This is a genomic window from Candidatus Pantoea deserta (assembly GCF_003813865.1).
Classification (GTDB): domain Bacteria; phylum Pseudomonadota; class Gammaproteobacteria; order Enterobacterales; family Enterobacteriaceae; genus Pantoea; species Pantoea deserta.
The window spans coordinates 68,651-93,471 of record NZ_RMVG01000005.1; the positions used below are offsets into that span (position 1 = coordinate 68,651).

Annotated in this window: 19 protein-coding genes; 5 read left to right on the forward strand and 14 right to left on the reverse strand. The window is 58.6% G+C overall.

Annotated features, from left to right (window positions below; all coding sequences use genetic code 11):
* Positions 1-32: 32 nt before the first annotated feature.
* A complete protein-coding gene (gene nfuA / locus BBB56_RS09085) occupies positions 33-608 on the forward strand; it encodes a Fe-S biogenesis protein NfuA (RefSeq protein WP_123800637.1) in 576 nt (191 codons plus the stop codon).
* Between the two features lie 33 nt (positions 609-641).
* On the opposite strand, the gene malQ is transcribed toward nfuA, so the two are convergent.
* The 4 genes from malQ to glpE form a co-directional block, all read right to left on the reverse strand.
* Entirely contained in the window at positions 642-2,714 is a 2,073-nt protein-coding gene (gene malQ, locus BBB56_RS09090; RefSeq protein ID WP_123800638.1) for a 4-alpha-glucanotransferase, read from the reverse strand.
* A 240-nt stretch (positions 2,715-2,954) separates the two neighbouring features.
* Positions 2,955-3,713: a DeoR/GlpR family transcriptional regulator gene (locus BBB56_RS09095; RefSeq protein WP_123800639.1), complete on the reverse strand. Its 759-nt coding sequence runs from the start codon at positions 3,711-3,713 to the stop codon at positions 2,955-2,957.
* A 32-nt stretch (positions 3,714-3,745) separates the two neighbouring features.
* Positions 3,746-4,573, reverse strand: coding sequence for a rhomboid family intramembrane serine protease GlpG (glpG, locus tag BBB56_RS09100; RefSeq protein ID WP_505541173.1), 828 nt, complete (start codon positions 4,571-4,573; stop codon positions 3,746-3,748).
* 29 nt (positions 4,574-4,602) lie between these two features.
* Positions 4,603-4,929 carry a thiosulfate sulfurtransferase GlpE gene (gene glpE, locus BBB56_RS09105; RefSeq protein ID WP_123800640.1) on the reverse strand — a complete coding sequence of 109 codons (327 nt, stop codon included), beginning with the start codon at positions 4,927-4,929 and terminating at the stop codon, positions 4,603-4,605.
* Between the two features lie 227 nt (positions 4,930-5,156).
* On the opposite strand from glpE, the gene glpD reads away from it, so the two are divergent.
* The gene (glpD, locus tag BBB56_RS09115; protein ID WP_123800641.1) at positions 5,157-6,665 is read left to right on the forward strand and encodes a glycerol-3-phosphate dehydrogenase; all 1,509 of its coding nucleotides are present in this window, start codon (positions 5,157-5,159) and stop codon (positions 6,663-6,665) included.
* 888 nt (positions 6,666-7,553) lie between these two features.
* Here the strand turns inward: glpD and glgP are convergent.
* The 6 genes from glgP to asd all read right to left on the reverse strand — a co-directional run bounded on the left by glgP (position 7,554) and on the right by asd (position 18,447).
* Entirely contained in the window at positions 7,554-10,001 is a 2,448-nt protein-coding gene (glgP, locus tag BBB56_RS09120; RefSeq protein WP_123800642.1) for a glycogen phosphorylase, read from the reverse strand.
* A 19-nt stretch (positions 10,002-10,020) separates the two neighbouring features.
* Positions 10,021-11,454 (reverse strand): glycogen synthase GlgA, encoded by a 1,434-nt coding sequence (gene glgA / locus BBB56_RS09125; RefSeq protein WP_123800643.1) that lies wholly within the window; start codon positions 11,452-11,454, stop codon positions 10,021-10,023.
* 68 nt (positions 11,455-11,522) lie between these two features.
* Positions 11,523-12,809, reverse strand: coding sequence for a glucose-1-phosphate adenylyltransferase (gene glgC, locus BBB56_RS09130; RefSeq protein ID WP_123800644.1), 1,287 nt, complete (start codon positions 12,807-12,809; stop codon positions 11,523-11,525).
* Between the two features lie 10 nt (positions 12,810-12,819).
* Entirely contained in the window at positions 12,820-14,799 is a 1,980-nt protein-coding gene (gene glgX / locus BBB56_RS09135) for a glycogen debranching protein GlgX (RefSeq protein ID WP_123800645.1), read from the reverse strand.
* Positions 14,796-16,979 carry a 1,4-alpha-glucan branching enzyme gene (gene glgB / locus BBB56_RS09140; protein ID WP_123800646.1) on the reverse strand — a complete coding sequence of 728 codons (2,184 nt, stop codon included), beginning with the start codon at positions 16,977-16,979 and terminating at the stop codon, positions 14,796-14,798. The genes glgX and glgB overlap by 4 nt, the downstream gene beginning before the upstream one ends.
* 358 nt (positions 16,980-17,337) lie before the next feature.
* Positions 17,338-18,447, reverse strand: a complete 1,110-nt coding sequence (asd, locus tag BBB56_RS09145; protein WP_123800647.1) for an aspartate-semialdehyde dehydrogenase — start codon at positions 18,445-18,447, stop codon at positions 17,338-17,340.
* A 219-nt stretch (positions 18,448-18,666) separates the two neighbouring features.
* Here asd and BBB56_RS09150 point away from each other — a divergent pair, with 219 nt between their 5' ends.
* Together BBB56_RS09150 and BBB56_RS09155 are read left to right on the forward strand one after the other, a co-directional pair.
* Positions 18,667-19,260: a YhgN family NAAT transporter gene (locus tag BBB56_RS09150; protein ID WP_033792630.1), complete on the forward strand. Its 594-nt coding sequence runs from the start codon at positions 18,667-18,669 to the stop codon at positions 19,258-19,260.
* A 116-nt stretch (positions 19,261-19,376) separates the two neighbouring features.
* On the forward strand, positions 19,377-20,117 hold the full coding sequence (locus BBB56_RS09155) for a carbonic anhydrase (RefSeq protein WP_123800648.1): 741 nt from the start codon (positions 19,377-19,379) through the stop codon (positions 20,115-20,117).
* Positions 20,118-20,152: 35 nt separating this feature from the next.
* Here BBB56_RS09155 and gntU read toward each other — a convergent pair whose 3' ends face one another.
* The 4 genes from gntU to BBB56_RS09175 form a co-directional block, all read right to left on the reverse strand.
* On the reverse strand, positions 20,153-21,493 hold the full coding sequence (gene gntU / locus BBB56_RS09160) for a gluconate transporter (protein ID WP_123800649.1): 1,341 nt from the start codon (positions 21,491-21,493) through the stop codon (positions 20,153-20,155).
* Positions 21,494-21,495: 2 nt separating this feature from the next.
* Positions 21,496-22,032 carry a gluconokinase gene (gene gntK / locus BBB56_RS09165; RefSeq protein WP_123800650.1) on the reverse strand — a complete coding sequence of 179 codons (537 nt, stop codon included), beginning with the start codon at positions 22,030-22,032 and terminating at the stop codon, positions 21,496-21,498.
* 139 nt (positions 22,033-22,171) lie between these two features.
* Positions 22,172-23,167, reverse strand: a complete 996-nt coding sequence (gntR, locus tag BBB56_RS09170) for a gluconate operon transcriptional repressor GntR (protein ID WP_123800651.1) — start codon at positions 23,165-23,167, stop codon at positions 22,172-22,174.
* Positions 23,168-23,259: 92 nt separating this feature from the next.
* The gene (locus BBB56_RS09175; protein ID WP_123800652.1) at positions 23,260-23,955 is read right to left on the reverse strand and encodes a pirin family protein; all 696 of its coding nucleotides are present in this window, start codon (positions 23,953-23,955) and stop codon (positions 23,260-23,262) included.
* 352 nt (positions 23,956-24,307) lie between these two features.
* Here BBB56_RS09175 and BBB56_RS09185 point away from each other — a divergent pair, with 352 nt between their 5' ends.
* A complete protein-coding gene (locus tag BBB56_RS09185; RefSeq protein WP_123800778.1) occupies positions 24,308-24,799 on the forward strand; it encodes a GNAT family N-acetyltransferase in 492 nt (163 codons plus the stop codon).
* The last annotated feature ends 22 nt before the right edge of the window (positions 24,800-24,821 follow it).

Below are 24,821 nucleotides of genomic sequence, written 5' to 3' on the forward strand. Positions count from 1 at the left end.
CAACTAAATTAGTCAACTATTGAGCAATTGCCATGATCCGAATTACAGACTCTGCCCAGGAGCACTTTGCAAAACTGCTGTCAAAACAGGAAGATGGCACCCAGATCCGCGTATTTGTCATTAATCCGGGCACGCCAACCGCCGAGTGCGGCGTCTCCTACTGCCCGCCGGATGCGGTTGAAGCCACCGACACCGAGCTGAAGTTTGAGAAGCTTTCGGCCTATGTTGACGAGTTGAGCGCGCCTTACCTTGAAGACGCCGAGATCGATTTTGTCACCGATAACCTTGGTTCTCAGCTGACGCTGAAAGCGCCAAACGCCAAAATGCGTAAAGTGTCTGACGACGCCCCGCTGGTAGAGCGCGTCGAGTATCTGTTGCAGGCGCAGATTAACCCTCAGCTGGCCGGTCATGGCGGTCGCGTGTCGCTGATGGAAATCACCGATGACGGCTACGCCATTCTTCAGTTCGGCGGCGGCTGTAACGGCTGCTCCATGATCGACGTCACCCTGAAAGACGGTATCGAAAAAGAGCTGCTGGCGGCCTTCCCGGACCTGAAAGGCGTGCGCGATCTTACCGAGCACCAGCGCGGCGAGCACTCCTACTACTAATCCTGTCGGCGCGCGATCGTCGCGCGCCGTCGGCTACTCCCCTTTTCTCGTCTGGCTTACCGCCTTGAGCAGCTTCACCACTGTTTTATCCGCAAAGATGATTTCAAGCGGCTGCGTCAGCTTACGTCGCCAGTTGGGATATTGATCGACCGTGCCCGGCACGTTAACCGGCGTGGTCATGCCGATCCAGTCTTCCGGTTGCAGGCCAAGCAGCGCGCTGCCGGTTGCCGCCAGAAATTTATGCATCGCCAGATTAAGAGCGGGCGTCATCGCCAGCCTGTCGGCCTGGCGTGCGCTGCGCGCGGGCATCGCGCCTGCCTGATGCAGCGCGTCCAGCAACGCCTGCTTCTGTTTTGCCCGCTGTTGATGCAGCGACTGTAACACCGCTTTGCTGGGGTAGAGTTTGAGCTTCTCTCCCAGCGCGAAGTCTCCTGCGTTCCAGAAGCCGCTAAGGGTCGGCAGATCGTGCGTGCTGGCGCTGGCGATAGACTGACGCGGATAGTCGTTCGGTTGACGATAGCTGCCGTCGCGCTGCTGCTCGAACCACATCACTTTCCAGGAGAAGACTCCGCTGGCGCGCAGCAGGCCGACAATCTCTGGCGGCACCGTGCCAAGATCTTCGCCAATCACCATGCAGCGGTGACGCTGGCTCTCCAGCGCCAGAATGCCGAGCAGATCCTGCACCGGATAGCTGACATAGGCGCCCTTATCGGCGGTTTCACCTTTCGGCACCCACCACAGACGCAGCAGCGCCATCACGTGATCGATGCGCAGCGCGCCGCAGTCGCGCATATTGGCGCGCAGCATATCGATAAAAGGCTGATAGCCGCGCGCGCGCATCACATGCGGATCCATCGGCGGCAGCCCCCAGTTTTGCCCCAGCGGACCGAGGCGATCGGGCGGCGCGCCCACCGATGCCTCCAGACGGTACAGCTCAGGATCGTGCCATGTCTCGGCGCTGCCCTCCGCTACGCCCACCGCCAGATCGCGATATAGCCCTACCGTCATGTTTAACGCCTGGCTGCGCGCCCAGCACTGGGCGAACTGCGTCTGCGCCAGCCACTGGAGCCACTGCCAGAATGCGATCTCTTCGCTGTGCGCGTCGCACCACTGCTGCACTTCAGGCGTCTGGCTGTTGCGCCAGCCTTCCGGCCACGCCGGCCAGCCCCAGGCCTGGGCATCTTCGGCGCGGCGTTCCGCCTGTAGGCCGTCATAGGCAGCCTGATAGCGCAGACTGTCGCCGCCGTCGCGCACAAAACGGGCGAAATCCTGCTGCTGCGCGTCATCCTCAGCGCGCAGGCTAAACTGCGTCCATGCATGGCGCAGCGCAGCCAGCTTCAGCGCCATGACCGCGGCGTAATCGACAAATTCGCTGTCGCGCGCCTTCGCCAGCGCGCGCTGGGTTTTCGCGCTTTTCCACCATTTCTGCGCCGCCGCGCTGTGCTGAAAATCCTCCAGCTGCGCCACGTTGATATAGATGATATTCAGCCAGCGGCGCGATGACGGACTGTAGGGGCTGGCGAAATCCGGCGTCGCGGGATAAAGCGCGTGAAGCGGATTCAGCCCGACGAAGTCGCCGCCCTGACGCGCCACCTGCTCCAGAAGCTGCTGCAAATCGCCGAAATCGCCGATGCCCCAGTTATCGGCGGATCGCACCGTGTAAAGCTGCACCAGCGCGCCCCAGCGCTTCTCGCCGTTGCGCAGCGGCTCCGGCAGCCAGCAACGGCGCGGCGTCAGGATAATGCGCGTCTGCCACTGCTGTTTGCCCTTGCTTAACGTCAGCTGGTGATAGCCGTGGCCCAGCGGCGAAGGCAGCGTAAAAGGCTCGCCGGCCTGAAGCTCACCGCTGAACTCGCGGCCTTTTTCGCTACGCAGCCGCCACTGATAGAGACCGCGCCCCTCTGGACTGAGCTGCCGCGCTGCGCCGCCGCTAAACACCTGTACTGGCGGCAGCGGCGCGCCCTTCTCTTTTTTTGCGTCGCTCATGACCGCGAGCAGCGCCGTTTTGGTTTCGTCGCTGATGGCTTCCGGCTCGCCGTTGGCGTTGGTATAGGTCAGGGAAATTCCGGCGGCGACTGCCGCGCGATCCAGTGCGCTCTCTTTCATGCTCTCCCCTTCGCGTTGCGATCCAGAACGGTGGACGGGCGATGTGATAAATGCCTGATGCAGGCAAACCGAGCATTAAGTAAAGACGGCTGTGGGGAAAAAATCGACAGGAAACAACGAAAAACGTTACGCAGGGATAAAGAGCGACGCGCTGCGCGCGGGGAACGACTCTGTTGGCAGCGAGCGGCTTGCGGCGAGCAGGCCATCAGGCCGTGCCGCTTGCGCGGCACGGCTGCGCGATCAGCAGAGTTCGAGCTGGACCTCGTGCTGCTCAATGACTTTCATAATGCTGGCAGGCGGCTGCTTATCGGTATAGAGCTGGTCGATCAGCCCCATATTGCCGAGATTCACCATCGCGTTGCGACCGAACTTCGAATGGTCAACCACCAGCATCACGCAGCGTGAATTTTCAATAATGGCGCGCTTGGTGCGAACTTCGTGATAATCGAACTCCAGCAGCGAACCGTCCATATCAATACCGCTGATGCCAAGAATGCCGAAATCGAGGCGGAACTGAGAGATAAAGTCGAGGGTGGCCTCGCCCATAATACCGCCGTCGCGCGTGCGCACCTCGCCGCCCGCAATAATCAGGCGGAAATCGGGCTTGCTCATCAACAGCGTGGCCACGTTGATATTGTTGGTCACGACGCGCAGATTTTTATGATTGAGCAACGCATGCGCGACGGCTTCGGGCGTCGTGCCAATATCGATAAACAGCGTCGCACCATCAGGGATTTCGCTGGCGACGCGTTCGGCGATGCGCGCCTTCTCCGCCGACCACATCATCTTACGCTCCTGCCAGGCCGTATTTTCAGAGCTGGAAGGCAGCGCCGCGCCGCCGTGGTGACGCTGAATTTTATTCTGATCGGCTAGATCGTTGAGATCGCGGCGAATAGTTTGCGGGCTGACGTCAAAATGCTCCACCAGCTCTTCGGTACTGACATATCCCTGACGCCGGACCAGATCGATAATGGCGTCATGACGTTGCGTCTGCTTCACATTACTCTCCTGTTTTCTTTTCTTATCCGGCGCTAACGACGCCGTACCGCACGGGTATCCGCAAACGCCATCGCCAGGCCGACCAGCAGGCCGGTAACGTGGGCGGCGTTGGCGATAGCCAGGCCAAACGCGCCATACCAGCCGATAACCAGCCAGACAATAGCGAAACCAATCAGGCCGCGTTCCAGATAGACGCCGCTTTCGGGATCGCGCTCGCCGCGCAGCCAGCAGTAGCCCATCAGCGCGTACACCACGCCCGACAGGCCGCCGAACCAGATACCGCTAAATTTGGCCTGCACGAAGCCGCTGAGCAGCGCCGAAATCAGCATAATCACAAACAGCTTGCCGCTGCCCAGCCGTTTTTCCACCGCTCCGCCGAGATACCACCACCACATCAGGTTAAACAGAATATGCAGCAGCGAGAAGTGCAGCAGCGCGTGGCTGAACCAGCGCCACACCTGAAAATACTGCCCCGGTCCGTCCGGCCAGCTCAGCCACAGCAGCACGGTCTGGTCGCCAAAAATCTGCATCAGAATAAACACCGCGACGCAGGCGAAAAGCATAGTCATCGTCAGCGGACCGGCACGTTCGCGAATATTTGACCAGAAGTTGCTGCGCTCATAGCGCAGGCCGCTTTTGGTATTGCCGGTATGCCAGCTGGCGGCCTGGTAGCGGGGATGTTCAGGCTGACGAACAAACTGCTGAAGTTCGTTTTCGACCATTGTCAGCTGGCTGTCATTGTCCAGCAGGATGACGTACTGACCGTCATGCTCGATTCGCAGCCTGACGCCGCGCGTCGCCATATAGTCGACAAACGCCTGCGCCATGCGCGGGTTATTAAACTGCGTAATGCGCACCATCTTCACTCTCCTTGTTCACCGCGCGTGGCTCAAAGGCCGCCGTTAACCACTTGCGCCGGAAACGCGGCGCGCCAGGCGTCAAAACCGCCATCGATGCTGTAGGCGGCGCTGAAGCCCTGGCTCAGCAGATACTGCGCGGCGCCTTTGCTGCTGTTGCCGTGATAGCACATCACCAGTACCGGCAGTTCGCGGCTGGCGCTGGCGAGAAATTCGTTGAGGTTATTGTTGCTGAGGTGCTGCGCGTTTTCTGCGTGGCCAAGCGCAAAGCTCTGCGGATCGCGAATATCGACCAGCAGCGCCCCCTGCGCCAGATGCTCGCTGGCCTGCTGAACGTTAATGCATTCGAAGGTTTCCATGGTTCTCTCATTACGACGACACAATGACTGCCTAGTGTAACCCGATACGAGGCGTCAATAACCTGACAAAGAATCCGGCTTTGTATTTTTTTCTCGACAGGAATGTTAGCTGCATCACGCTAAAATGTTTTTAACACGTTAAACACTGGCATCAATGTTGGTTTACGATTATCATTATGCTCGAAAACGAACATTAATGAACTATTCCGAACATCGGAGGAGATGACGTGGAAACCAAAGACCTGATCGTGATCGGCGGCGGCATCAACGGTGCCGGTATTGCAGCTGATGCTGCAGGACGCGGCCTGTCAGTGCTGATGCTGGAGGCGCGGGACCTGGCTTGCGCGACCTCTTCTGCCAGTTCAAAGCTGATTCACGGCGGCCTGCGCTACCTCGAACACTACGAATTTCGCCTGGTGAGCGAAGCCCTGGCGGAACGCGAAGTTTTACTGAAGATGGCGCCGCACATTGCTTTCCCGATGCGCTTTCGTCTGCCGCATCGACCCCATCTGCGCCCGGCGTGGATGATCCGCACCGGTCTGTTTTTATACGATCACCTCGGCAAGCGCACCAGCCTGCCCGGCAGTAAAAGCCTGCGTTTTGGCGCGGATTCGGCCCTTAAACCAGAGATCACGCGCGGTTTCGAATATTCAGACTGCTGGGTCGACGATGCGCGACTGGTGGTGCTGAACGCGCAGGAAGTAGAGAAGCGTGGCGGCGAAGTGCGTACCCGCACCCGCGTGACCCGCGCCTGGCGTGAAAACGGCCTGTGGATGGTGGAAGCGGAAGATGTCGACAGCGGCAAAACCTACACCTGGCGCGCAAAAGCGCTGGTAAACGCGGCCGGACCGTGGGTGAAACAGTTCTTCGACGACGGCCTGAAGCTGAAATCGCCTTACGGCATTCGCCTGATCAAAGGCAGCCATATTGTGGTGCCGCGCGTCCACAATGAGAAGCAGTCCTACATTCTGCAAAATGAAGATAACCGTATCGTGTTTGTAATTCCGTGGATGGATGATTTTTCTATCATCGGCACCACCGACGTGGAGTACAAAGGCGATCCGAAAGACGTGAAAATCGATGAGAGCGAGATCGACTATTTGCTCAAGATTTACAACAGCCACTTTAAAAAGCAGCTGGCGCGCAACGACGTGGTCTGGACCTATTCCGGTGTCCGTCCGCTGTGTGATGACGAATCGGATTCACCGCAGGCGATTACCCGTGACTATACGCTGGACATTCATGACGACAACGGCCAGACGCCGCTGCTGTCAGTTTTCGGCGGCAAGCTGACCACCTATCGTAAACTGGCGGAACATGCGCTTGAGAAGCTGGTGAAATACTTCCCCAATGCCGGTCCGGCATGGACGAAGAACTGCGTGCTGCCGGGCGGTGACTTCGCCGGTACGCGTGAAGATTACGCCGCCAGCCTGCGTCGTCGCTATCCGTTTATTACCGAAGGTATGGCCCGCCATTATGCGCGCACCTATGGCAGCAACACCGAAACGCTGCTTGAAGGCGCGACCCGTCTTGAAGATCTGGGCGAAAACTTTGGTCATGACTTCTATGAAGCGGAGCTGCGTTACCTGGTACAAAACGAGTGGGTTCGCGAGCTTGATGATGCGATCTGGCGTCGTACCAAGCAGGGAATGTGGCTTAATGAGGCGCAGCAGGCGCGCGTGGCGGAGTGGCTGACAACGCACGGTCAGAAGCCCAGCCTGTCGCTGGCCAGCTAAAAGATGAGAAACGGGGCTTCGGCCCCGTTTTTTTTCGCCTGCTGCGCAGGTGACTCTGAGCGGGTTCCGCTTTTTACCTGCTGCGCAGGCGGCTCTGAGCGGGTTCCGCTTTTTGCCTGCTGCGCAGGCGGCTCTGAGCGGGTTCCGCCCGCCAGGCGTCAGGGAGTTTCAGCAGCTGCGCTGCCGGCGTGCGTGTTAAGGGGCTGGCCAGCCCCTTAACAATCCCGGCTTCCGGCAGCCTCCACGCCGCGCTCCGCGCGGTCCCTTCGTTGCTTACGTCGGCCCCACGGACCGCGCGGATTCGACATCCTGTCTCATGCCGCGCTCTCGCCGACGTCCTGTCGGCTCGTCCTGGCCGCCGTGCGCGCCTCAGCGTGTCGGATGCCTCTGGCACTGCCCCGCCTGTGAGTCCTCTTTTTTCTTATTAACGGATGTGTTGGCTGAACGCATGGTTCGCGCTTGCAGCAGTGACGCCGCTCACTGAGATAAAAAACTCACAGCGAGGTTTTGGGGGGCCATCCCATTCGCTGAGCGGAGAAAGGATTTCAGCATGAGGCGACAGGACGTCGCCGAAAGCGCGGGCCAGGCCAGGACGGCCTGTCCTGCGCGGTCTGGCAGAAATCCTGACGCAGCGAAGGCACCCGCGCAGCGGGCGGATGGGCTGGCCCGGAGCGCGGGTGCAGGGCCGGCGCTTACCGGCCCTGCCCGGTCGCCCGCAGCGGGCGAAATGAAACTGCTACGCTGTCCGGCGAACGAAACCTGCTCAGCGTCGCCTGCGCAGCAGGCAAACAACGAAACCTGCTCGGCGCCACCTGCGCAGCAGGCAAACAACCGAACCCGCTCAGCGCCGCCTGCGCAGCAGGCAAAAAGCGAAACCCGCCCTTCCCGCTACAACCGCACCGGCTTGATATGCCAAATCTCGTCCGCATACTCCTGAATTGTCCGGTCGGACGAGAAATACCCCATATTGGCAATATTTAACGCCGCCCGGCGCTGCCACTCTTCCGGCCTGCGGTACAGATCGTCTACCTTATCCTGGGTGTCTACATAGCTGCGATAATCCGCCAGAAGCTGATAGTGGTCGCCAAAATTCACCAGCGCGTCGAACAGATTGCGGTAGCGGCCCGGCTCCTGCGGGCTGAACACCCCGGAAGCGATCTGCGTCAGCACCTGATGCAGCTCAGCGTCCTCTTCGTAATATTTACGCGGGTTGTAGCCGCCGCTGCGCAGCGCTTCGACCTGCGGCGTCGTGTTGCCGAAAATAAAGATATTTTCCTCGCCAACATGCTCCAGCATCTCGACATTGGCGCCGTCCAGCGTGCCAATCGTCAGCGCGCCGTTAAGGGCGAATTTCATATTACTGGTGCCGGACGCCTCGGTGCCCGCCGTAGAGATCTGCTCGGAAAGATCCGCCGCCGGAATAATGATCTGCGCAAGGCTGACGCTGTAGTTGGGAATAAACACCACCTTCAACTTGTTCTTCACCTGCGGATCGTTATTGATCACGCTCGCCACGTCGTTGATCAGGTGAATAATATGCTTGGCCGTGTAGTAGGCCGAGGCCGCTTTACCAGCGAAAATATTGACGCGCGGCACCCAGTCGGCGGTGGGATCGGCCTTGATGCGGTTATAGCGCGTAATAACGTGCAGCACGTTCAGCAGCTGGCGTTTGTACTCGTGGATACGCTTGATCTGCACGTCAAACAGCGCGTTGGGGTCCAGCACAATATCCAGATTCTTCGCCACCCAGTCGGCCAGACGACGCTTGTTATCAAACTTGGCGTCAGCCACTTTTTCAATAAAGGCGGGATAATCGATCTGCTGGTTCAGTTCAGAAAGCTGGCTGAGATCGGTGCGCCAGGTGCGGCCAATTTCCTCGTCCAGCAGCTCTGACAGCGCAGGGTTAGCCAGCGCCAGCCAGCGACGTGGCGTTACGCCGTTGGTCTTGTTGCAGAAACGGCCAGGGAACAGGCGGGCGAAATCGGCAAACAACGACTGCACCATCAGGTTGGAGTGCAGCTCGGAAACGCCGTTGACCTTATGGCTGACCACCACCGCCAGCCACGCCATGCGAATGCGGCGGCCATTGTTCTCATCAATAATAGAGATGCGCGACAGCAGATCCCAGTCGTCCGGGTAATACTCCTGAATGGTCTTCAGGAAGTAGTCGTTGATCTCGAAAATGATGCCGAGATGGCGCGGCAGGATTTTGCCGATCATCTCTACCGGCCAGGTCTCCAGCGCCTCGCTCATCAGCGTGTGGTTGGTGTAGGAGAATACCTGACAGGTCACTTCAAACGCATCGTCCCAGCTAAATTTGTGCTCGTCGATCAGCAGACGCATCAGCTCCGGAATCGCCAGCACCGGATGGGTATCGTTGAGATGAATCGCGATTTTATCCGCCAGGTTGCTCCAGGTTTTATGCATCTGCCAGTGACGGCTGAGAATGTCCTGCACCGTAGCCGACACCAGGAAGTACTCCTGGCGCAGACGCAACTCGCGCCCGGAGTAGGTCGAGTCGTCGGGATAGAGCACGCGCGATACGTTCTCTGAGTGGTTTTTATCTTCAACCGCTGCGAAGTAATCGCCCTGATTGAATTTACCCAGATTAATTTCGTTACTCGCCTGCGCGCCCCATAGCCGCAGCGTATTGGTAGCGTCGGTGTCAAAGCCAGGGATGATTTGATCGTAGGCCATTGCCACAATCTCTTCGGTCTCCAGCCAGCGCACCTTCGCCCCTTCATGCTGAATGCGGCCGCCGAAACGCACTTTGTAACGGGTGTTGTAACGCTGAAACTCCCAGGGGTTGCCGTACTCCAGCCAGTAGTCCGGCGACTCTTTCTGTTCGCCGTCGATGATGTTCTGTTTGAACATGCCGTAGTCGTAGCGGATGCCGTAGCCTCGTCCCGGCAGCCCCAGCGTGGCAAGCGAATCCAGGAAGCAGGCGGCTAACCGTCCCAGCCCCCCGTTGCCGAGACCGGGATCGTTCTCTTCCTCCATAAGGTCGGCAAGATTCAGCCCCATCTCATCCAGCGCCTGATTGAGATCGTCATAAATGCCCATCGCCAGCAGCGCGTTGCCTAACGTCCGGCCCAGCAGAAACTCCATAGACAGGTAGTAGACCTGGCGAACATCCTGCGAAAGCTGCGCGCGACTGGAACGCAGCCAGCGCTCAACCATACGGTCGCGCACCGCCAGCAGCGAGGCGTTGAGCCAGTCATGCTGATTAGCCACAGAAGGATCTTTGCCGATGGTAAACATCAGCTTATAGGCAATCGAGTGTTTCAACGCTTCGACCGTCAGGGTCGGCGAGGTGTAGGTGAAAGGAGCATTCATGTCAGTTATCCCAGTCTCGTTACAGCAAACGTTGATAAAGATCGCGATAAGCCTGAGCGGCTACCTGCCAGCTAAAATCCATCCCCATCGCCTGCCGCTGCACGTAGCGCCAGAGTGAAGGCCGCGACCAGAGAACAAAAGCGCGTCGAATCGCCCGCAGCAGCGACCACGCATTACTGTCTTCAAAGCTAAATCCGCTGGCGATGCCGTCGGCGAGATTCTCCAGCGAACTGTCGTTCACCGTATCGGCCAGGCCGCCCGTGCGCCTCACCAGCGGCAGAGTGCCATATTTCAGTCCGTAGAGCTGCGTCAGGCCGCACGGCTCAAAACGGCTTGGCACCATAATGACGTCCGCGCCGCCGACGATGCGGTGCGAGAAAGCTTCATGGTAGCCAATTTGCACCCCGACGCTGCCCGGATGCTCTGCCGCCGCCGCCAGAAAGCCCTGCTGCAATTCGGCATCGCCCTGCCCAAGCAGCACCAGCTGACCGCCCTGCGCCAGCAGGCCAGGCAACGCCTCCAGCACCAGATCCAGCCCTTTCTGCCGCGTCAGGCGGCTGATCACGGCGAAGACCGGCACGCTGTCATCCACCTTCAGCCCCATTGCGATCTGCAACTGACGCTTGTTTTCCGCCTTCGCTTCCAGCGTGTCGCGGTTATAGCGCGCGCTGAGCAACAGGTCGTGCGCCGGGTCCCAGATGCCGGGATCGACGCCGTTCAGAATGCCGCTCAGACGGCCTTCGCGCAGCCGCTGCTCCAGCAGCGACTCCATGCCATAGCCGAACTCTGGACGGGTGATCTCATGCGCATAGGTCGGACTCACGGCGGTAACATGATCGGCGTAAAAGAGACCGGCCTTGAGGTAGGATATCTGTCCATAGAACTCCAGCCCGTGCATATCGAAGAACGACCTCGGCAGCGCGATTTCGTCCAGATGACGGGCGTTGAACAGTCCCTGATAGGCCAGGTTGTGTACGGTAAACACCGACTTTGCCGGACGCCCGCGCGCCTCAAGATAGGCGCAGGTCAAACCGGCATGCCAGTCGTGCGCGTGCACAATGTCAGGCTGCCAGTACGTATCCAGTCCACAGGCGATTTCACATCCCATCCAGCCAAGCAGAGCAAAGCGCAGATAGTTGTCCACATAGGCGAACTGCGACGTATCGTGATACGGGCTGCCGGGGCGGTCGTACAGCTCCGGCACGTCGATCAGATAGATGCCGACGCCGTTGAAATGGCCAAACAGCAGCCGCGTCGGACCGGCAAAGGTCTGCAACTCGGCGACGACTTCCGTTTCGGGAATCCCTTTGCGCAGATCCGGAAAAGCGGGCAGCAGCACCCGCGTATCCGTTCCATCTGCAATCTGCGCCTGCGGCAATGCCCCAACAACATCAGCCAACCCGCCGGTTTTAAGCAGCGGAAATAGTTCTGAACAGACATGTAAAACCTGCATCCTCGGCCTCTTAATTTGTGATCGGGCGCGATCCTCGCGTCGATAATATGGTGCTTTTTATCGCTGGGCTACGCGCTGGCCAGCCTGGCAAGCATGGCGCGTGTGACCAGAACGATACCCTCTTCTGAACGGTAAAACCGGCGGCTGTCCTCGTCGGGATTTTCTCCTATTACCATACCGTCCGGCAGCACGCAGGCGCGGTCAATCACGCAGTTGCGCAGGCGGCAAGACCGTCCCAGCACCACGTCGGGCAGCAGAACGGCAGAATCTATATTGCAAAAGGAGTTAATGCGCACGCGTGGAAACAGCACAGAATTAACGACGACCGAACCGGAAATAATGGAACCGCCCGAAATCAGCGAGTTCATTGTCATGCCGTGGCTGCCTGAACGATCCTGCACAAATTTTGCGGGCGGTAGCGGCTCCATATGCGTACGGATTGGCCAGGTATGGTCATACATATCCAGTTCTGGCATCACCGAGGCGAGATCGAGGTTAGCCCGCCAGTAAGCCTCCAGCGTCCCTACATCGCGCCAGTAGGGCGGCGAATTTTCATCATGCTGCACGCAGGAGAGCGTAAACGAGTGGGCGTAGCCTTCCCCGCTCGCCACCACCTTCGGCAGAATATCTTTGCCGAAGTCATGGTTGGACCCAGGTTCCTGAAGATCTTCTTCCAGCAACTGATACAGATAATCAGCGTTAAACACGTAGATCCCCATACTGGCGAGCGCTTTAGTGTCATCGCCAGGCATGGCTGGCGGCTGCGGCGGCTTCTCGACAAAGTCGACGACTCTGTTTTGTTCATTCACAGCCATCACGCCAAACGCGGTCGCCTCATGGATCGGCACGGGCAGGCAGGCAATGGTGCACCTGGCGTTCGCATCGACGTGGTCGAGCAGCATGCGCGAATAGTCCATCTTATAAATATGGTCCCCGGCCAGAATCACGATGTACTGCGCCTGATAGCGGCGAATAATGTCGAGGTTCTGGGTTACGGCGTCGGCAGTGCCGCGATACCATTGTTCTGTTGAGGTACGCTGCTGAGCCGGCAGTAAATCAACAAATTCGTTCATCTCCTCGTTGAAGATAGACCAGCCGCGCTGAACGTGCTGCGTTAGCGTATGCGACTGGTACTGCGTAATCACGCCGATGCGGCGGATACCGGAATTAATACAGTTAGAGAGGGCAAAATCGATAATGCGAAACTTACCGCCGAAGTGCACGGCCGGTTTGGCGCGTTTCGCCGTCAGGTCTTTCAGGCGCGTGCCTCTTCCCCCGGCGAGGATCAGCGCAACCGTCTGTGTAGGGAGCTGGCGGGCCAGCATCAGGTGTTCAGTTCTGTCTAACTTAACCATGTCTGACTCCTTATGATTGCTTTTGGAACACGCACACATCGTGTGCGGGACCATGCCAGACAGTCGACAAAATGGGGTTGTCATCCCCGGCGAAAGGAGGAACGGCACGCCATTCTCCGTCTGGTAAGGCGATGTCACTCACCGAGTCCGTGGCGTTAATTGTTATTAACCAGCGGCCGGAGAGCAGAATCTGCATTCTGTGCGCCTTCTGCTCCCACTCCTCTCGCTGCAATGGCTTGCCGCTGGCATTGAGCCACTGCACATTACCGTCCCCCTCTTGCCACCAGCGATCGGCGGTTAGCGCCGGGATCTGCTGACGTAAACGGATCAGGGCGGCGGTAAAATCCACCAGACTGCTCTCTTCTTCCCGCCAGTCGAGCCAGGTCAGCGCATTGTCCTGGCAATAGGCGTTGTTGTTGCCATGCTGGCTGTGGCCGCGTTCGTCGCCGGCGAGCAGCATCGGCGTGCCCTGCGCCAGCAGCAGCGTGGTTAACAGCGCATGTGCGCTGCGGCGACGGCGTTCAATAACGTCGAAGCTGGCGTGCAGCCCCTCGACGCCGTGGTTATGGCTAAAGTTGCTGTTGCTGCCGTCGCGGTTGTCTTCGCCGTTGGCCTGGTTGTGCTTATGGTTAAAGCTCAACAAATCGCACAGCGTAAAGCCGTCATGGGCCGTTATCAGATTAACCGCGGCATGCGGCAGCCTCTCATGGCGCTGAAACAGGTCGCTGGACGCCGCAAAGCGGCGCGCGAATGCGCCATTGCTGACCTCGCGATGCAGCCAGAAACGCCGCATATCGTCGCGAAAATGGTCGTTCCACTCGGCGAACAGCGGCGGATAGTTGCCGACCTGATAACCACCGGGACCGATGTCCCAGGGTTCGGCAATCAGCTTGACCGATGAGAGCAGCGGACAGGCTTTGATGGCCTCAAACAGCGGCGCGTGCGCTGAAAACGCCGGCGTGCGCCCCAGCACCGTCGCCAGATCGAAGCGAAAGCCGTCGACGTGGCAGACGCGCACCCAGTAGCGCAGCGCCTCCAGCATCCAGTTCATGACCTGCGGATCGCTGAGGTTGAGCGTATTGCCGCAGCCGGTCCAGTTCTGGTATTCGCCCTGCTCGTTCAGCCAGTAATAGCTGGCATTATCCACGCCGCGCAGCGACAGCGTCGGGCCGATCTCCTCCAGCTCGGCGGTGTGGTTGAACACCACGTCCAGCAGCACTTCAATGCCCGCCGCGTGCAGATTTTTCACCGCCTGCTGAAACTCCTGTAGCGGCGTCGCCCCCTTTTCTCCGGAGGCGTAGCGCGGGTCGACCGCCCAGAGCGCAAACGGGTTATAGCCCCAGTAGTTGCTCAGGCCCAGCCGTTGCAGGCGCGGCTCGCTGGCAAAATGCGCGATGGGCAGCAGTTCCAGCGCGGTAATGCCAAGATGACGCAGGTAATTCACCATAACAGGATGGCCAAGCGCAGCGTAAGTCCCGCGCAGCGATTCCGGAATTTCCGGATGTCGCTGGGTTAATCCCCGGACGTGCGCTTCATAAATCACCGTGTTGCCCCAGGGCGTGCGCGGCGCGACATCGCCTTCCCAGTCGAAGTCCTCCGCCGCCACCTGCGATTTAGGCGCAACGGCGGCATTGTCCTGCGTATCGGGGTGATCGATGCCGCCATACATACGCGCGTCGTCCGGCACGTCGCCCTCAACCGCGCGGGCGCAGGGATCGACCAGCAGCTTCGCCGGGTTAAAGCGGTGGCCGCGCGCCGGCTCCCAGGGACCATGCACGCGAAAACCGTAGCGCTGACCCGGCTTTAGCGCCGCGGCATAGCCGTGCCAGACATCGCCGGTTCGCGCCGGGAGATCGACACGACGCTCTTCGCCCTCGTTAAACAGACACAGCTCTACGCGCTCGGCATGCCGGGAGAAGAGCGTAAAATTTACGCCCTTGCCGTCGTAACTGGCGCCTGGCGGCTCAGCACGTCCCGGAAGCAGCGTCATTCCGCCTCCTTCACCAGCCACAGCGTTGAGAGCGGCGGCAGCGTCAGCGACAGTGACTGCGGCCGGTTATGGCTGGGGATCTCATCGGTATGCACCACCGGATTGCGCGTGTCGCTGCCGTGATAGCTGTGCTGATCGGTATTGATCACTTCGCGCCAGCGCCCCGCCTGGTTGACGCCGAAGCGGTAGTGATGGCGCGGCACCGGCGTAAAGTTGCTGGCCACGATAATCTCGTTGCCGTCGCGATCGCGGCGCACAAACACAAACACCGAGTTGTCGCGATCGTCGACCACCAGCCACTCAAAACCTGCCGGGTCGAAATCCAGCTGATGCAGCGGCGCGTAGTGGCGATAGGTATGATTAAGGTCGCGGACCAGACGCTGTACGCCGTGATGCCAGTTATCGGCTCCCTCCAGCAGATGCCAGTCGAGGCTGACGTCGTGGTTCCACTCTTTGCCCTGGGCGAACTCGCCGCCCATAAACAGCAGTTTTTTGCCCGGGAAAGCCCACATCCAGCCGTAATAGGCGCGCAGGTTGGCGAACTTCTGCCAGGCGTCGCCCGGCATACGATCGAGAATGGATTTTTTGCCGTGCACCACCTCGTCGTGGGAAAGCGGCAGCACGAAGTTCTCGGTGTAGTTGTACATCATGCCAAAGCTCATCAGATCGTGATGATGGCTGCGGTACACCGGATCGAGCTTCATGTAATCAAGGGTGTCGTGCATCCAGCCCAGATTCCATTTGTACCAGAAGCCAAGACCGCCCGATTCCGGCGGACGCGACACGCCGTCAAAATCAGTGGATTCTTCAGCGATGGTAACGGTGCCGGGCGCCGCGCGCCCCAGCGTGCGGTTGGTATAGCGTAAAAAGGCGATGGCTTCGAGATTTTCCCGGCCGCCATAGTGGTTCGGCACCCATTCGCCTTCGGCGCGGCTGTAGTCGCGATAGATCATCGATGCCACCGCATCGACGCGCAGCCCATCAATGCCGTAGCGCTCCAGCCAGTAAAGGGCGTTGCCCGCCAGATAGTTGCTCACTTCACGGCGGCCAAAGTTATAGATCAGGGTGTTCCAGTCCTGATGGAAGCCTTCGCGCGGATCGCTGTGCTCATAGAGTTCGGTGCCATCGAATTTCGCCAGGCCGAAATCGTCGCTGGGGAAGTGGCCCGGCACCCAGTCGAGCAGCACATTAAGCCCCGCCTCATGCGCGGCGTTGATAAAATAGCGGAACTCGTCGCGCGTGCCGAAGCGGCGCGTCGGCGCATACATGCCGAGCGGCTGGTAGCCCCAGCTCCCGTCAAACGGATGCTCATTGATAGGCAGCAGCTCGATATGGGTAAAGCCCATCTCTTTCACATAGGGCACCAGCTGCTCCGCCAGCTCTTTGTAGCTGAGCCAGAAGTTATTCTCGGTATGGCGACGCCAGGAGCCGAGATGCACTTCATAGATAGAAATGGGCGCGTCAAATTCATTACGGGCTTTGCGCTCTTCGCTCATCTCTACCACAGGCGGCAGGCCGCAGATCATCGACGCGGTTTGCGGACGCATTTGCGCCTCGAACGCGTAAGGGTCGGCTTTGATACGCAGGCGGCCGCTGTTATCAACAATCTCAAACTTATAGAGCTGGCCGTTAAACGCACCGGGCACAAACAGCTCCCAGATGCCCATTTCGCGGCGGAAGCGCATCGGATGGCGGCGGCCGTCCCAGAAGTTAAAGTCTCCTACCACGGAGACGCGCTGTGCATTAGGCGCCCAGACGCTAAAACGCGTGCCGTGTACGTCGTCGATAAGCGCGCCATGCGCGCCCAGGGTTTCATACGGACGGAGATGCGTTCCCTCCGCCAGCAGCCAGGCGTCCATCTCCTGCAACAGCGGGCCGAAGCGGTAGGCGTCATCGATCAGGTTCTGCTGGCCGTGCCAGTTTACCGCCAGCTGATAGCGAAACATGTTTTTGCGGCGCGGCACCACGGCGCTGAAAAAACCGCGCGAGTCGAGGCATTTCAACTGGGCGACTTTACGTCCGGTATTGGTTTCAATCACCCAGACTTCTGAGGCGTCGGGCAGTAGCGCCCTGACTTCCAGCCCGTTGGCTGTCTGGTGCATCCCCAGTAACGAAAAAGGATCGGCATAATTACCCGCGAACAGGGCATTGATCGCCTGGCGATCGGGAAGCTCTGACATGACTTGTTTCCTGTGATTATTTGGCAGGCGAAATGGACGCGGCGTTTACCGCGCATCAGGTGCGCTGCTCTTCATTGAGCCATGCGTACAACGGCAGAGAGAGGAAACCGCTCCGTGGGAAATTATCTTTGCCGTGTACAACAACCATTCAGTGCGTAATGCAAAACAGTCAACAACCGGCACATCATTGTTAAATCATAGCTTGGGCTTGCAAGTTGCCAGGGGCAGAAAGCGAAAAATTATCGGTGGGGACGTAAAAAACGGAAGCCGATCACTTACAGAGGGTAAGTTGTTTGACTTATTTCAGAATAATCATGCAAAAGGCCGGGAAATCCCGGCCTCGCTTCGTTTTATTATCTTAGTCGACTAATAGTCGCAGCATGCGACGCAGCGGCTCCGCCGCGCCCCATAACAGCTGGTCGCCGACCGTAAAGGCAGAGAGATACTCTGGACCCATGTTCAGCTTGCGCAGACGCCCTACCGGCGTTGTCAGCGTGCCGGTCACGGCCGCAGGCGTCAGTTCGCGCATGGTCAGCTCGCGATCGTTAGGCACGACCTTCACCCATTCGTTGTGCGACGCCAGCAGCTGCTCGATCTCAGACAGCGGCACGTCTTTTTTCAGCTTCAGGGTAAACGCCTGGCTGTGGCAGCGCAGCGCGCCGACGCGCACGCACAGGCCGTCAACCGGGATGGTTTTCTGCGTGCCGAGAATTTTGTTGGTTTCCGCCTGGCCTTTCCACTCTTCGCGGCTCTGCCCGTTGTCGAGCTGCTTGTCGATCCACGGGATCAGACTGCCCGCCAGCGGCACGCCAAAGTTGTCGGTCGGCAGCGTGCCGGAGCGGGTCAGCTCGGTAACGCTGCGTTCGATGTCGAGAATGGCGGAAGCCGGATCCTGCAAGGCGGGCGCGACATGGTTGTGCAGCATGCCCATTTGCGTCAGCAGCTCACGCATATGGCGCGCGCCGCCGCCTGAGGCCGCCTGGTAGGTGGCGACGGAGGCCCACTCCACCAGATCCTGAGCGAACAGTCCGCCCAGCGACATCAGCATCAGGCTAACGGTGCAGTTGCCGCCGACGAAGGTTTTGATGCCTTTGTCGAGACCCTGGCGGATCACCTGGTGGTTGACCGGATCGAGAATAATGATGGCATCGTCTTTCATGCGCAGCGTAGAGGCCGCATCAATCCAGTAGCCCTGCCAGCCGCTTTCACGCAGCTTCGGATAGACTTCACTGGTGTAATCGCCACCCTGACAGGTGATGATAATATCGAGCGCCTTCAGCGCCTCAATATCAAATGCATCCTGCAACGCGCCGCTCGACTTGCCGCCAAACGTCGGCGCGGCCTGTCCCAGCTGCGAGGTAGAGAAGAAGACCGGATTGATGACGTCAAAATCACGCTCTTCGCTCATGCGCGACATCAGCACGGAGCCGACCATACCGCGCCAACCAATAAAACCTACATTCTTCATTTTCTGTCCGTCTCAGTCAGCGATAACAGCTGACCTGCTTACCGAAGGGAAGAGCGAAATGGAATATTCCCGCCGCTCTGCGTCATAAATGGATTTACCTGTGACCAACAACTCTACAAAATGCTGCACTTCTGGCAAGTGAATTAATTCGATTGCGCCAACTTTTTCAGCAGCGCAGCTAATAACCTGCGCGCGAATGCATGGGATACCCTGAAACAGATGACCGAAATGATTTCTGCGACCATTTTACTGCTGCTTATTATGGATCCGCTCGGCAACCTGCCGATTTTTATGTCGGTGCTAAAGCATCTGGAGCCGAAGCGTCGCCGTGCGGTTCTCATCCGCGAGCTACTGATCGCGCTGGTGCTGATGCTGCTGTTTTTGTTCGCGGGCGAACGCATTCTGACCTTTCTTAACCTGCGTACCGAAACGGTATCCATTTCCGGCGGCGTAATCCTGTTCCTTATCGCCATCCGGATGATTTTCCCGTCGGGGGAAAGCAGCACCAGCGGATTGCCGGCGGGCGAAGAGCCGTTCCTGGTGCCGCTGGCGATCCCGCTGGTGGCAGGCCCGTCGCTGCTGGCCACGCTGATGCTGCTGTCGCATCAGTATCCTAACCAGATGGGCCATCTGGTCGGGGCGCTGCTGATCGCCTGGGGAGTAACGGTCACCATCCTGCTGCTCTCCGGGCTGTTTTTGCGGCTGCTGGGAGATAAAGGGGTCAATGCGCTGGAGCGTCTGATGGGACTGATTTTGATTATGCTGGCGACGCAGATGTTTCTCGACGGCATTCGCGTCTATCTGAAATTATGATGTAGCGCAAAGTCCGGCCGGATCAATAGCCCTTTGATTAGTATGGTTTTGTATTGATTAACTTTTGGCTGCGTATCATCGCGCGGTTATAAGTGACTTTACACCAGGACCATACGATGAAAGATAACCAACTTACTCAGCCCTCACGCCGCGCCATCCTGAAAAAGACGCTGGCTGTTTCCGCCCTGTCGGTCACCGGCGTCGGTACGCTGGTCGTGCCGACGGTCTCGTTCGCGGCTTCGCTCAGTAAAGAAGAGCGCGATGCGATGACGCCGGAGGCGGTCATTAACCATTTCAAACAGGGTAATTTGCGCTTCCGCGAAAACCGCCCGGCAAAGCACGATTATCTGGCGCAGAAGCGCAAGAGTCTGGCCGGTCAGTATCCGGCGGCGGTGATCCTGAGCTGCATCGACTCACGCGCGCCTGCTGAAATTGTGCTGGACGCTGGAATCGGCGAAACCTTCAACGCGCGCGTCGCCGGTAATATCAGCAACCGCGACATGCTCGGCAGCATGGAGTTCGCCTGTGCCGTGGCCGGCGCCAAAGTGGTGCTGGTGATGGGACACACGCGCTGTGGCGCGGTGCGCGGCGCGATTGATAACGCCGAGCTGGGCAATCTGACAGGTCTGCTGGATGAGATTAAACCGGCGATTGAAAAGACCGATTACAGCGGCGAGCGTACCGGCAGCAACTACGATTTCGTCGATGCGGTCGCGCGCAAAAACGTGGAGCTGACCATTGAAAATATTCGCAAAAACAGCCCGGTTCTAAAGCAGCTTGAAGAGCAGAAGAAGATCAAAATTGTCGGCAGCATGTACCATTTGGCGGGCGGCAAAGTGGAATTTTTTGACGCGTAATAAAAAAGCCGTCACGCCTGCGTGACGGCTGTTATTTACGACAGCAGCGTAAAGGCAATCATGCCGACAATCGCGCCGGTCGTTCCCAGAATGGTTTCCATCAGCGTCCAGGTCTTCAGCGTTTCCCCTTCGGTCGCGCCGGTAAAACGGCCAAACAGCCAGAAGCCCGCGTCGTTAACGTGACTGATGATAATCGAGCCGCCGCCGATGCAGATCGACAGCGCCGCCAGCTGCGCGCCGCTGTAGTGCAGCGGTTCAATCACCGGCATCACCAGCCCCACCGTGGTCAGGCAGGCCACCGTCGCTGAACCCTGAATCACGCGCACCGCGCCGGACAGGATAAAACAGGCCAGCGCGATCGGCAGGCCCGCGCCCGTAAGCGCATGGCCCAGTACCGGACCGACGCCGGAATCCACCAGCACCTGCTTGAATACGCCGCCCGCGCCAATCACCAGCAGAATAATGCCCGCTGGCTGTAGCGCGCTGCCGCACACCTGCATCACCTTCTCTTTATCCATGCCCTGGCGGTAAGCCAGACCATAAATAGCCACCAGGCAGGCGAGCAGAATCGCCGTAAAGGGGTGGCCGATAAACTCCAGCCACTGGTAGAGAGAGGAACCCGGCTCGGTAAAGCGCGCGCCTATGGTTTTCAGCCCCACCAGCAGCAGCGGGAACAGGATAAGCGCCAGGCTGAAGCCGAATGACGGCAGCTTCGCCGCATCCACGTCCGGCTGATGATCCTCCGGCGGCGCGCTAAAGGTCACGCGACGCGCAATCAGGGAGCCAAACAGCGGACCGGCGACCAGCATACCGGGGATCGCTGCGCACAGGCCCAGCAGAATCATCCAGCCGAAGTCGGCATGCATCTGCGAAGCAAGCAGCATCGGGGCCGGGCCAGGCAGCAGGAAGGCCGCCGACGCCGCTACGCCCGCAAACAGCGGGATCACCAGTTTGACCAGATTGTCATGCGTGCGGCGCGCCACTGCGAAGGCGATGCTGATCAGCAAGACCACCGCCACTTCAAAAAACAGCGGCAGCGCGCAAATTAAACCGGCAATGCCCATCGCGTAGTGCGCGCGGCTTTCGCCAAAGGTTTTCAGCATGCGGATAGCGATCTGATCCACCGCGCCTGTTTCATGCAGGATTTTCCCGAACATCGCGCCCAGCGCGACCACGATAGCCAGAAAGCCGAGCGTTCCGCCCATGCCCTTCTGCATGGTATCGGCGATCTTATCCAGCGGCATACCCGAACAGAGACCCGCGCCAATCGAGACCAGCATCAGCGCGACAAAGGCATGCATGCGCGCTTTCATCACCAAAAAAAGCAGCAGCAGGACAGAGCCTGCTGCGGTTAACACCAGCGTTGCGGTACTCATGACTAACCCTTGTTGATGGCTTCCCCGATAGCCGCAACCGTAGCCGCAACAACCTCATCCACTGAATGATTAATATCGACCGTCAGTACGTCCGGCTCGTCAGCGCCTGGCTCTTCCAGAGTGGCGAACTGCGTGACCAGCATCTGCGGTTTGAAGAAGTGGCCTTTACGCGCCTTCAGCCGTGATTCGATAGTGTCGAAATCGCCTTTAAGATAGATAAAGCGCAGATTGTCATTGCCCTGACGCAGAATGTCGCGGTAACGCTTTTTTAGCGCCGAGCAGACGATAATGGAGATGGCCTGGGTGCGCTGCATCGCGAAGGCGGCGTCGTTCAGCGCCTGGAGCCACGGCTGGCGATCGTTGTCGTCCAGCGGATGGCCTTCGGCCATTTTCATAATGTTGGCGCGCGGGTGGAGAAAATCGCCGTCGAGAAAGGCGGTATTCAACTGATGAGACACCTGATTGGCGACAACGGATTTACCGCTGCCTGAAACGCCCATCAAAATAAAGACATGATGCGACGAAGAGTGAGTAGTCATTTTTCTGCTCCGGCAGGTAAATTTGCCAATGTTACCGATAACAATGCTGGTTGCCATTGTGTGAAGCCCATTACAGGCTGGCAACCCTGTTTAACCGGAAAAGCACGAAAGTGTGAACTGACTCATAAAAACGTCACATTCAGATGCTGCCGCCTTCGGAAATGTCAAAACCGAGATCCCGCGGCGCGGAAACGCTGAGATCGCCGCTGATACGCGCCAGCAGCATAGCGGCCGCTTCACGTCCCATGCGTTCGCGCGGCGTCAGGACAGTCGCCAGTTTTGGCGTCACCACCTGACTAATATCATGGCCGTGAAAACCGGCAATCGCCATCTGCGACGGCACTTTCAGCCCCTGACGTTGACATTCGAACATGGCGCCGACGGCCAGGTCGTCGTTGGTGCAAAACAAACTGTCGGTAAGAGGATAGCGGCGCTGCGCCTCGCACAGCAGCATGCCGCCGGCGCTAAATGAAGAGGCCTCCTCCATCATTACGCTGCGCGGCTCCAGTCCGGCTTCACGCATTGCCGTTTCATAACCCTGCTGTTTTTGCAGCGTACGCTCATCCAGGCGCGCGCCGAGATAGACGGTATGCCGATGACCCTTTCTGAGAATAGCGTGCGTCATCTGGCGCGCCGCTTCGACGTTATCGAATCCCACCGCCATATCGAGGCAGGGCGATACGCTGTCCATCATCTCAATCACCGGAATGCCCGCGATCTCCAGCATACGTAAGGTGGCCGGAGTATGCGTGCGTTCGGTGAGAATCACGCCGTCGATGTTCCAGCCCAGCAGCGAGCGCAGCTGTCGCTCCTCTTTTTGCGGGCTATAGCCGAAGTGGGCCACCAGCGTTTGATAGCCCGCCTCATCGGTGACGGTCTCAATGCCGCGCAAAACGTCGGCGAAGACCTGGTTGGTGAGCGAAGGCAGCAGCACGCCAATGGCGCGGCTGGTGGCGTTGGAGAGCATATCCGGCGCGCGGTTGGGTATGTAGCCCAGTTCATCCAGCGCGACGGCAATTTTATCACGCAGCGCCGCCGAGACCTGATCGGGGTTACGCAGGTAGCGGCTGACGGTCATTTTCGTGATGCCGACACGATCGGCAACGTCCTGTAATACCGGTCTTTTCTTCTTCATCGTAGGTGCCCAGGGTCACAATTACGACGAGTCTATCACTATTCCGGCGGAGAATTGTAAGCAGGGCGCGACAGTGCGCGCCCCGTCACCGCTTAAACCGGCGGCAGATCGAACAGCAGAACTTCAGCGTCGCTGCTGGACTCCATCGTCAGACTGCTCTCATCCCAGACGGCGAAGGCATCGCTGGCGCGTGCGGTTTCGCCATTGACGCGGATTTCGCCTTTTACCACCTGGATCCAGACGCGGCGGCCCGTTTCGACGCTGACGCTCTCTGTTTCGCCGGCGCTGAAGACCCAGCGCGACAGCGTCATATCCTGATAGACCTTGAGCGAGCCTTCACGCGCGTCTGGCGTCAGCACAAACTGGCGTCCTTTCACGTCCGGGAAGCGGCGCTGATCGTAGCGCGGTTCAATGCCGGTACGCTCCGGGATAATCCAGATTTGATACAGGTGCAGCGGATCGCTGCTGCTGGCGTTGTACTCCGAATGACGCACGCCGGTGCCTGCGCTCATGATCTGGAACTCGCCCGCCGGGATCTGCTCCTTATTGCCCATGCTGTCCTGATGCTCAACGGTGCCGGAGAGCACGTAGGTCAGGATTTCCATATTTTTATGCGGGTGGGTGCCAAAGCCCTGGCCTGCGGCGACCACATCCTCATTGATCACGCGCAGCGCTGAGAAGCCCATAAAGTTGGCGTCATGGTAGCTGGCGAAAGAGAAAGTGTGCCAGCTTTCCAGCCAGCCGTGGTTAGCGTGACCGCGTTCTTCTGCTTTGCGTAAATAGATCATGTTCAGTTCTCCTCAATGTTTTAGAGCAGTCTGAACCTGAGCGGGCTCTATTGATAGCTGAAAAACTTCACGCCTCTGTTCAAAATTAATGAAAAAGATTTGGTCAGAATGATGAGCCTTGCTGAATAAGGCGACGGGCAAAAAAAAGCCAGCACGCGGCTGGCTAAGAAATACTGGAAGCAATGTGAGCAATGTCGTGCTTTCCGGTTTGTCTGGCGACGTCCCGAAACGCATCGCAATAATAATCATTATCATTCTCGTCTGTAAAGTGTTTTTGCGATCTTTCGGTTGATAATTAATAACGTTTCCTGAACTCTGGAAGGGTTTGCCCGCTGACAAAAGGAGAGGGATGATGAGCGAAATTGTAGTGCGTCACGTTAAACCTGAAGACGCCGCCGCCTTAATGCATATCTACAGCCAGCCGGACACCATGGCGAACACGCTACACCTGCCGCTGCCTTCGCTGCAAAAATGGCAAGAGCGGCTAAGCAACCTCTCCCCAGCGGGACATTCACTCGTGGCCTGCATCGAAGAGAAAGTGGTTGGGCAACTGACGCTGGACGTCATTGCGACCGCGCGCCGCCGTCACTGCGCGACTCTGGGCATGGGCGTCGATCAGACCTGTCGCAACCGCGGCGTCGGCAAAGCGCTGCTCGGCGCGGCGGTCGATTTGTGCGACAACTGGCTACAGGTGACGCGCATGGAGCTAACGGTCTTCACCGACAATGCTGCCGCCATTGCGCTCTATCGCCATTTCGGCTTTGAAATCGAGGGAACAGGGAAAGGCTTTGCCATGCGGCAAGGCGAGATGGTCGATGCGCACTATATGGCGCGCCTGAAGTAACACAGGGACCATAATGGTCCCT